This is a genomic window from Candidatus Neomarinimicrobiota bacterium (assembly GCA_041862535.1).
Taxonomy (GTDB): Bacteria; Fidelibacterota; Marinisomatia; order SCGC-AAA003-L08; family TS1B11.
The window spans coordinates 1-9,770 of the sequence record JBGVTM010000239.1 but is presented as its reverse complement, the minus strand read 5'-3'; the positions used below and the strand labels follow the sequence as shown (position 1 = coordinate 9,770).

The 9,770-nt window shown below is 57.0% G+C and carries 8 protein-coding genes; 4 read left to right on the top strand and 4 right to left on the bottom strand.

The genetic code is table 11. From position 1 onward, the window contains the following. The 3 genes from ACETWG_08800 to ACETWG_08790 form a co-directional block, all read right to left on the bottom strand. Positions 1-534, bottom strand: a 534-nt coding sequence (locus ACETWG_08800) for a hypothetical protein (protein MFB0516690.1), incomplete at its 3' end; no start/stop codon positions are given. Next, the gene (locus ACETWG_08795; protein MFB0516689.1) at positions 531-1,682 is read right to left on the bottom strand and encodes a HEAT repeat domain-containing protein; all 1,152 of its coding nucleotides are present in this window, start codon (positions 1,680-1,682) and stop codon (positions 531-533) included. The genes ACETWG_08800 and ACETWG_08795, both read right to left, overlap by 4 nt. Positions 1,683-1,689: 7 nt before the next feature. Further along, positions 1,690-2,427: a UDP-2,3-diacylglucosamine diphosphatase gene (locus ACETWG_08790; protein MFB0516688.1), complete on the bottom strand. Its 738-nt coding sequence runs from the start codon at positions 2,425-2,427 to the stop codon at positions 1,690-1,692. A gap of 393 nt (positions 2,428-2,820) precedes the next feature. Between ACETWG_08790 and ACETWG_08785 the strand changes: the two genes are divergently transcribed. The 4 genes from ACETWG_08785 (at position 2,821) to ACETWG_08770 (ending at position 8,983) form a co-directional block, all read left to right on the top strand. Continuing rightward, positions 2,821-5,958: a DPP IV N-terminal domain-containing protein gene (locus ACETWG_08785; protein ID MFB0516687.1), complete on the top strand. Its 3,138-nt coding sequence runs from the start codon at positions 2,821-2,823 to the stop codon at positions 5,956-5,958. Positions 5,959-6,034: 76 nt separating this feature from the next. Then, a complete protein-coding gene (tgt, locus tag ACETWG_08780) occupies positions 6,035-7,180 on the top strand; it encodes a tRNA guanosine(34) transglycosylase Tgt (GenBank protein ID MFB0516686.1) in 1,146 nt (381 codons plus the stop codon). Continuing rightward, on the top strand, positions 7,177-8,319 hold the full coding sequence (locus ACETWG_08775; protein MFB0516685.1) for a M48 family metallopeptidase: 1,143 nt from the start codon (positions 7,177-7,179) through the stop codon (positions 8,317-8,319). Before tgt ends, ACETWG_08775 begins: the two co-directional genes overlap by 4 nt. Then, positions 8,306-8,983, top strand: a complete 678-nt coding sequence (locus ACETWG_08770; protein ID MFB0516684.1) for a class I SAM-dependent methyltransferase — start codon at positions 8,306-8,308, stop codon at positions 8,981-8,983. The genes ACETWG_08775 and ACETWG_08770 overlap by 14 nt, the downstream gene beginning before the upstream one ends. 194 nt (positions 8,984-9,177) lie before the next feature. On the opposite strand, the gene ACETWG_08765 is transcribed toward ACETWG_08770, so the two are convergent. Further along, positions 9,178-9,770 (bottom strand): PhzF family phenazine biosynthesis protein (locus tag ACETWG_08765; protein ID MFB0516683.1); only part of this gene is annotated, 593 nt, incomplete at its 5' end.

The following is a 9,770-nucleotide window of genomic DNA, read 5'->3' as shown; positions in this document are numbered from 1 at the left end:
GCGGCTGATGCCGGCGTTGCGCACCGTCCCCGTGTAGATCCGGTGGGCGGCGGAGTTCTGCCCCTTAGCGTCGCCCACGAACTCGATCTTCGGCTTGAGCTCGGCGATGTCCTGGATGCTGCGGATGTTGGACTTGTCCAGGGTGAGGTTGCCCAGGGTGGTTGCGATGGTAAGCTCATCGATATTCTCGGCGATGATGTTGCCGCGCACGACGGTGCCGTTGGTCATGACTACCTCGTGGGTCAGCTTGGGCGGCTGGATGCGTCGCAGGATGCTGCGATAGACCTCCGGGGTCATTTCCCGGCTCTTATAGGCTTCCACGTCCACCCGCAGCTGGTTCATCTGGCGGCGCAGGTCATCCACGCTGGTCTGGAGGTCGTAGAAATCCTTGTAGGTGATGCGGCGAGTGGTTTTGCGCGGCAGAGTCGCTACGGTATCTCCGGCCTGTTCCTGCTGTCCCCACACCAGGATCGGGATCATCAAGGCCAAACCAAGGGAGATCATAAAAGCGGGTCTGGTCGCGGTGGTGCTCATTGTTCGCCCTCCCACGTTTTGGCTGCTTTGAGGGCCGCTCGGCGCAACAGCTCCCGTCCCTCCGCCCCGGGCAGGAGGGCCTCAGTGAGCGTGGAAATCTCCTCCCGCAGGTGGTAATTCTCGGGATCTTCCAGCAGCGCAATGACCGGGTCCAGGACGGTGGGATCATTAAAGTTGGCCAGATTTGTGATGGCTCGTTTGCGGAAACTCAGGGGAAAGTCTTCGGAAAGGGCGATTTCCAGCATGGTGGGCTTGATTGCCGGATCGTCGAATTCCCCCAGGGCGGTGAGGAGCGTATTGAGCAGGGAGTAGTACTCCTGCCGGCCGAGCTGGTAGGTCTCCAGTAAGGCCAGCACCAGGCGCTCCTCCTTGATGTCACCCATGGCCCGGAGGGCGAAATCACGTAGTTGCATATTGGTGCCGGGATCGCCCAGCATATTAGCGAACATGGCAATGACCTCAGGGGTGCGTTTCTCGGCCAGCAACTCGATAGCTGCACTGCGGGTGGCGAGCTCCACCTCAGGGTCGGCGGCGATGTTCATCAATACCGGAATGGCCTTCTCATCGCCGATGCTCCCCAGAGCCCGGGTAAGCATCCGCTGCATGCGCAGATGGCTTTCCCGGCTGGCCTGGTACAGATCGATCAGGGTGTGGATGTAGTCCTCGGAGCCGATGGTTTCCAGCCCGTTAATCAGGGCGGAGCGCAGCGAGTCCAGCTTGGCGTCGGTGGTTGATAGGGCCTGGGTCAGTGCGCGGGCGCTGGCGTTACTGGGAATCTGGGCCAGCACTTCAATAGAGGCCAGCATCATGTCGATGTCCAGGGCCTCGGCGTTGCTTACGGTGCGGGCCAGGGCGTCTACCGCTTTGGGATGCCGGCTCTCTCCCAGGGCCCGGGCCGCGGCGATCCGGACACTCAGGGCCTGTTCAGGATCCTCATAAATGGTAATGATCTCCAGCAGGGCCCCCATCTTTCCCTTCTGGTACTGGAGGCGCAGTTTTTCCACGTCGACTTCATCTCTAGCGCGGCGAAACAGGGCGCATCCAGTCAGGCAAAAGGCCAGTACGATCAGCAAGATATAGTAAGGAATGCCTCCTGCCGTCGGCTTGGTTCTGGAAAAGAGACTCTTTGGATGGTACAAGTTCAACATAGCCACCTCACGTAGGCCAGGATTCCAGAGTTAGCTGGCCCTGGGATAATTTGGCATAGGAATATTGAGAAATCCAGTCCCCCAGGCAGAGGAAGATCTTGCCATCGTGATTGGTATGCAAGTGATCCAGATGGTAATGGCCCATGACCACCACGTCCCACCCATCCGCCCAGCGATTGCGGGCGTACCGGGAGAGTTCATCGAACACGGACTGCTTCTGGTCCTCCGGCTGGTTGTATTTGCGACTTAGCCGTGAAGCGGACTGGGCCAGGGCGATACCCAGATCCGGATGGAACCACCGATAGAGGAAAACGATAGTCCGGTTGCGGAGGAATTTGCGCAACAACCGGTAGCCGGTGTCCTTAGCCAACAGACCGTCGCCATGAGTTATAAGTATTCGCCGACCATCAATTTCCACTTCTGCCTCGGCTGGGTAGACATGCATGCCAAGGGATGAGCTGAGAAAGTCATTGATCCAGTAATCATGATTGCCCACGATGAAATGGATGTCAATGCCAGCCACCCGCAGCTGGTGCAGCTGGCTGATCACGTCGAAGTAGCGTTTCGGTATGACATGCTTATACTCGAACCAGAAGTCGAAAAAGTCACCCACGATAAACAGTGTCCCCCCGGTCCCGCGGACCATATCAAAAAACTGAAACAGGTAGCGACGTTTTTCGCGTTCCCGCTCGCCATCATTCAGCGTGAGATGGACATCGGATATAAAATAAGCCGGGGTGGTCATTGGGAGTGAAATTAGGCGCTGCCCGTCGGAGAGGCAACGCAATATTAGGAAAACCAAGTTAACCTGTGGGGAGCAGATAGATAATACCTTGACGGCATTTTGATAACGTACTACTGTATATCCCAGCCCTTGCTAACGATGAGATATCTTTCCTGATAGGAATTAGCATCTTACTAAAAAATTGCCTGATTCTGGCCCCGGCTTGCATAGAGCCGTCTTTTAGGTTATCTTTAATCAGTGCCCGTGCGAACAGGGCGGTAGTACTTTATCAGGATTACGGCCTATAGGAAGCTGCGCCGGGTTCGTGAACATTAACCTTTTTACTGTCGATAGTGTCAAATAGCTGACATGGTGAGTAGAGAACTTTCAACAGAGCGGAGCGTTTAGGGAATTGTGAGCGGTTACGTACGCATATTATCCTTCTCGATGCTGGTTTTTCTGGCGACTCCTCTGGCCGCCCAGTTTGGGCAGAATATCGTCCAGTATGACCAGTATGACTGGCAATATATTCAGTCGCCCTACTTTGACATCTACTTCTACGGAGATGACCTGGAGCTGGCCGAGTTCACTTCTGAGATCGCGAACGAGGCTTATCGCCAGTTTTCCGATCGTCTGAACTGGCAGATTCAGAAGCGTGTCTCCATCATGGTATACCGTTCCCACGCCGACTTCCAGCAGACCAACGTTACCTTCAGCTACATGTATGAGGGGATTGGTGGCGTCACGGAGCTGCTGAAAAATCGAGTGGTGGTTCCCTTTGAAGGCAGTTACGCTGATTTCCGGCACGTTATCCGACACGAGCTGGTTCACGCCATACTCAATGACATGATCTACGGCGGCAATATCCAGTCTATTATCAGTGGTCGGATACGCTACTACATCCCCGATTGGATGAGTGAAGGTCTGGCGGAATATCTGGCGAGCGGCTGGGATGCCAATTCGGATATGTATATGCGGGACTTAGCCTTGCATGGTGATATCCCACCGATCCAGCAATTGACTGGCCTATACGCTTACCGCGGCGGGCAATCGCTATGGCGTTATATCACGGCAAAATATGGTGAGGAGACCATTGCGGAGTTTTTCAGCCGGATCAAAATGAGCGGCAATGTGGAGCGGGGTGTTGAGGCTGCCATTGGCACCAATTATGAGACGTTATCGGAGCGGTGGAAGGATTACCTTAAGAAGCAGTACTGGCCCGACGTGACGGGTCGGGAGCGGATCAAAGATTTCGCCCACCCGGTCACTGACCATGAGAAGCTGGAGAACGTTTACAACATTGCACCCTCCATTTCACCTGATGGTAGCAAGTTGGCTATCATGAGGAACAACCACGGTATTATGGAGATTGTTCTGATCTCAGCCACGGATGGCCGTTTTCTGAAGCGTCTGATCCAGGGAGGCACCACTGCCGAGTTCGAGGAGCTGCACCTTCTCAAGCCGGGGATCACCTGGTCTCCTAATGGAAAGAAGGCGGCTTTTGCTGCCAAGGCCGCCAGCAAGGAAATGCTCTATGTTGTGGATATCAAAACGAAGAAGGTGGAGAAATACCCCACCGGCCTTGAAGGTATCTTCATGGCCACCTGGAGTCCAGATAGCAATGTCATTGCGCTGGTGGGCAACAATGGGACCAGCAGTGACATCTACTTGCTGGATCTCGACACGGGCCAGGTGACCAACCTTACCCGGGACCACTTCAGTGAATTCAATCCGGTCTGGTCGCCTGATGGGGCCACGCTCGCCTTCAGCTCCGATCGCGGGGACTACCCGCCTCACCGGTTTGACCAGGAGGGCAGCGCCTACGACTTCCAGTTGAGGTTCCATCCGCTAGATGGTACTGCTCTATCATCAATAAAACCCGGCTTCCAGATGTACGGTTATGACCTCGATCAGCTGGACATTTTTACGATTAACCGGGACGGATCCGACCTCCGCCGCATCACTGACAATCCCAGCAGGGAGAATAACCCGGTCTATGCCCATACCGCGCCTTACCTCTATTATACCAGTGATCGCTCAGGCATTGAGAACATTTACATGCTGGACCTCGAGACCGGTGAGGAGCGGGCGGTGACCAACGTCTTAACCGGTATCAGCGACCTCAACATGGCCCGGGACGACAGTCGGCTGTACTTCACCGGATTCGAGCGTTCGGGATATGATATCTACCGCATCCACAATCCTCTGGAGCTCTGGGGGCAGCCGAAAGACGTTCTCCTATCAAACTATCTGAAGACCGATACTATCGCCCCGGCGGAGGTCCTGGTTAACGTTGACCGGGAGCCCAGTTATTCAAGAGTAGAGGGGAGCTATGAGAATTACGTCTTCGGGCTGGACACTCCAGGGGCCTTCGCCGTGGAGCAGGAGGACTCTTTGCTGCAGGTTAAGTTGGATGAGCAGGCCTACAAGGACGATAAGGGTGAATATCGCGTTTATCCCTATAAGACCAGGTTCACTCTGGATCTGGTCCAGAGCTACGCTGGCTACAGCACGCTTTATAGTTTTCAGGGGATGACCCAGTTCATGTTCACCGACATGCTGGGCAATCACCGGATTTCCATAGCTACAGAGATGCAGATTTCCTTAGAGAACTCGGATTATTTTATTACTTATCACCTGCTTCCATTCCGAACCAACTATTACTTCACGCTGTTTCATACGGCGTATTTCTATCCTACCTATGGTGGGGGTGGGCGGTTGCGCCACTATGGGATTGACGTGACGGCGTCCTTGCCTTTCAATCGCTTCCGCCGCTTTGATATAGGTCTGACCGCCAACATGGTTGAGCATACGCTGTTTGTTCTGTATCCTGACTATATTATGCGGGAGTATGCAACCGATAGGCTAGCAACTATAATTCCCCGGGTGGGATATGTCTGGGACAACGCCGAGTGGGACTATCTCCATCCGGTGAATGGCTGGCGTACCAGCATTGATATGAGTCTGAGCCCCAAGCGGGGCAAGAACAGCATTTCCTTTCAGACGCTCATTTTCGACTTCCGGCGCTATTTCCGTGCTTTCGGCGGCACCAGCGTCGCCTTCCGGCTGACCGGAGGGGCCAGTTATGGCGAAGATGCCCAAAACTTTCTGGTGGGCGGACTGCCATGGCTCTTCAGCTCCGAGCGGGAGGGGTACTATAGTGGGCGCTATAAACAGGACCCCATGGGACTGGACCCCAACCAGCTCAAAACCATCTACTTCTCCGAATATGTTACCCCGCTGCGCGGGACGCAGCTGATGGAGATGGTGGGCACCAGGGCTGTAATGACAAACCTGGAATTCAGGTTTCCATTTCTCATCTATTATTTCCCCGCGCTCCGGATGCTCGGACAGCTGGGCGGAGTTTTTTTCATAGATGCCGGCACGGTGTGGCATAGTCCCTATGATGGCCAGCAACGAGTAGTGACTTATGGATGGGGTCCCCGCTTTGTCCTATTTGGCCTGCCCTTCCAGCTGGACTATGCCTGGGAGTATAAATCCTTCGAGAAAGACCCCCATCATTGGTATCTGACCATCGGTACTGATTTCTAAGCAACCGATTTTCTTGCAAAAGACTGTCAGGCGTTGGGAGCTTTGGGTTTCGTGAAGCTATCACCCCCGGCTCTCCATGAATAACCAGTTACCTTTCACGATCACTGCCGAAGATCCGCGAACGTCGGCGCGTGAGGGTCTTATCAGACTGGCCCGGGGTAGCATTGAGACTCCCTGCTTCATGCCCATCGGAACTCACGGTGTCGTGAAGACGCTGGCGCCGCGCGAAGTGCAGGAGCTGGGGGCTCAAATCATTCTGAGCAATACTTATCACCTCTTTCTGCGCCCTGGTATGGAGCTCATCACACAATATGGCGGGCTGCACCGCTTCATGGGCTGGAATGGTCCCCTCCTCTCCGATTCCGGAGGTTACCAGGTGTTCAGTCTGGCCTCGCTGCGCACGGTGGATAACGATGGGGTGACTTTCCAGAGCCATCTGGATGGTTCCACCCACCGTTTTACACCCGAACGAATCATCGACATTCAGCGCGGTCTGGGTTCGGATTTCGTCATGGCTCTGGATGAATGTCCACCCGGTGATGCGCCCTGGCGGTTAGTGGAAGAGGCCGTGACGCGCACGACCGTTTGGGCCCGCCGAAGCCGGGATCATTTCCAGGCCACAGCGACGGGGGAGAATCGAGCGCAGGCCCTTTTTCTTATCGTTCAGGGAGGCACCGATCCCCAGCTGCGCCGCCGGAGCGTCGAGGAGCTTCTGGAGCTGGGTGCCCCCGCCTATGCCGTCGGGGGACTGGCGGTTGGAGAACCCAGTGAGGCCCTATTTGCCACCCTGGAGCTGATCGACGAGCTGCTTCCCAGGGGCAAGCCGCGGTACCTGATGGGAGTTGGAACGCCGGCGGATCTGGTACGGGCCGTGGCAGCCGGCATGGACATGTTTGACTGTGTGCTACCTACCCGCAATGCCCGCAACGGCCAGCTTTTTACCCCCTATGGCACCCTCAACATCCGCAATGCGCGGTACCGCCTGGAACGTAAGCCAGTGCAAGCGGATTGTGATTGTCCATTATGTGCCCAGTTTGAGCGGGCCTACCTGAGTCACCTGTTTCACACGGGAGAAGTCCTGGGCCTGCGCCTGGCCACGGCCCACAACCTGCGCTTCTACCTGGCCCTGATGGCCGACATGCGGGCCGCCATTCGGGAAGGGAGCTTCCAAGCCTGGTCCCGGGCGTTTCTCCGGCGGTATGGAGAGGAAGAGGCGGCATGATAGGCTTGCTCGCGGCTGAACCATCCAAGCAGTACCACCGCGTCAAGTTGATCCTCTCCCTGGTCTCCACCGGGTTGGAGTGGGCCTACCTTCTGCTGCTGGTGCTGACCCCTCTGGCCGCCTGGTTGGTGGGACTGACCAGTGTGAGTGCCAATCCCTATATCCACTTTCTTCTATTTGGCATTGCGGCAGGCCTGATTTCTCAGGTTTTCGCCCTGCCGCTTTCCCTTACCAGCAGCTATGTGGTGGAACACCGCTACGTCCTGTCCAACCAGACCCTGGCAGCCTGGGCCTGGGAGCGGCTGAAGGGCCTGCTGGTGGGCTGTGCTCTGGGATTGCCGCTGGCGCTGATCTTCTATGCCTGCCTGCGTATCTTCGGTGCCGGCTGGTGGCTGCCGGTGGGAGGGGTGGTATTCCTGTTCGCGGTGGTCCTCGGCCGGTTGGCCCCGGTCTTGATTTTCCCCCTGTTTTACAAGTTTGAGCCCCTGGCCGGAGACAGCCTTCTGAAGCGGAGCGTAGAGGAGCTCTGCCGGTCCGCGGGGCTGGATGTGGCGGGGGTGTATCGCTTCAATCTGAGTAAGACCACGAAGAAGGCCAATGCGGCTTTTACCGGCTTCGGCAAGGCCAGGCGGGTGCTCCTGGCTGATACGCTGCTGGACCGGTTTCCTGAAGATGAGATCCTGGCGGTGTTGGCCCATGAGCTGGCTCACTTTCGCCTGAAGCACATCTGGAAAGGCATGGCCCTGGGGATGGTGCTCACTTTTGCAGGATTGTATATCGTAGCGCGCATTCATACCGGATTGTCGGGTGGAGAAGTGGCCGCCCTGGTGACCCTGCCCTGGCTGGTTCTGCTGCTGAGCATCTACGGCTTCGTGACCGGTCCCCTATCTAACGGCTATTCCCGGCGCCACGAGTTTGCCGCCGACCGCTATGCGGTCCGACTGCTGGGCAGTGCAGGCTCCAGGACGACGTCCTTCGAGAGCCCCTCGGCTTCGCTCGAGGGCGCTCTAGAGCGGTTGGCGGAGCTCAACCTGGCCGACCGTGATCCCCATCCCCTGGTGGAGTTGCTGTTTCACAGCCACCCGTCGATCACCCGGCGGCTGGCGGCGCTGGAGAGGATGGAACATGCCCGGGAATGAGACCCACATCAGCCGGGTCACCCGCTCCAGGGCCCAGGCCCGGGCCAGCTATAATAAGCTGAGCCGATGGTACGACCTTCTGGCGGGTCGTTTTGAGCGCAAGTACCGCGAAGCTGGCCTGGAGATGCTGGCGGCTCGGGAAGGTGAGACCGTCCTGGAGATCGGTTTTGGCACCGGTCATTGCCTGTTGGCCCTGGCGCAGGCAGTGGGTGATAGTGGGCAGGTATACGGTATCGATTTATCTGAGGGTATGTGTGACGTAGCCCGGTCCAGATTGCAGGCTGCGGTCGTATCGGAGCGCGTGGCGCTGAGCTGCGGCGATGCCGCCCGTTTACCCTACGCTGATGAATCCTTCGATGCCATTTTCATGAGTTTCACCCTGGAGCTATTCGATACCCCGGAGATTCCGGTAGTACTGGGTGAGATTCGGCGGGTTCTGCGCCGCGGCGGGCGGTTTTCCGTGGTGGCCATGGCTAAGGGGGAGCCGCCGGGCTGGATGGAGCGGCTGTACGAGTGGGCACACCGGAAATGGCCCCGATATGTTGACTGCCGGCCGATTTATGTTCGCCGGGCGGTGGAAGCAACCGGATTCCAGATCCGGGATATCAAGGCCATGGCAATGTGGGGCTTGTCAGGCGAGCTGGTGTTGGGGGAGAAGCCGTGATGCCGGGTAGTGGCGGGGTATAGAAGTGTTTTAAGTCAATTAATAGGTTCTTTCTAATAGGGGAGAAGATTAGGATGAGGGGAAAGCGGGCAGCAACCCCCTCACCTCAGTCCTCTCCCCAAGGAGAGGAAGGAGGCTGGTATTCCTTTCCCATAGTATTATCTCTTAGTGTCTTCCCAGATACTTAGACTTAACTATAATAGCTTTATCCGCATCACCGTCACAGCCTGGCCGCCGAGGATGACCCGGTTGCCTTTGATTTCCACTTTTACGACCCCTCCCCGCGTCGAAGCCTGGTAGCCCACCAGCCTGGTTTTGTCCAGGCGCGCACTCCAATAAGGTCCCAGGCAGGTGTGGGCCGATCCGGTGACGGGGTCTTCGTCGATCCCGAGCGCGGGGAAGAAGGCCCGGGAGATAAAGTCGTATTCCGGCTGGTCGGAAGGGGCCGTAACAATGACCCCCCGGGTATCAACGCTCCGCAATTGGTTAAAATCCGGCTGCAAATCTCGAACTTCGCGGGCCGTATTCACGGCTACCAGCAGATCGAGCCGGTTCTGCCCGACGTAAGTGGGTTCTACGCCCAGTGCTTTCCCTAGCCCTTCAGGCGGCGGTAACAGCTCTTCACAGGGCAGGGCGGGGAAGTCCAGGTAGATCCACGCGCCGTCATGCCTGGCTGACAGCAGGCCGCTACGGGTGTGGAAGCGGGCCTCCTGGTCGGTCTTGAGGCGGCCGGTTTCCCACAGAATATGAGTGCTGGCCAGGGTGGAAGTAGACCTGTGCGGGCACG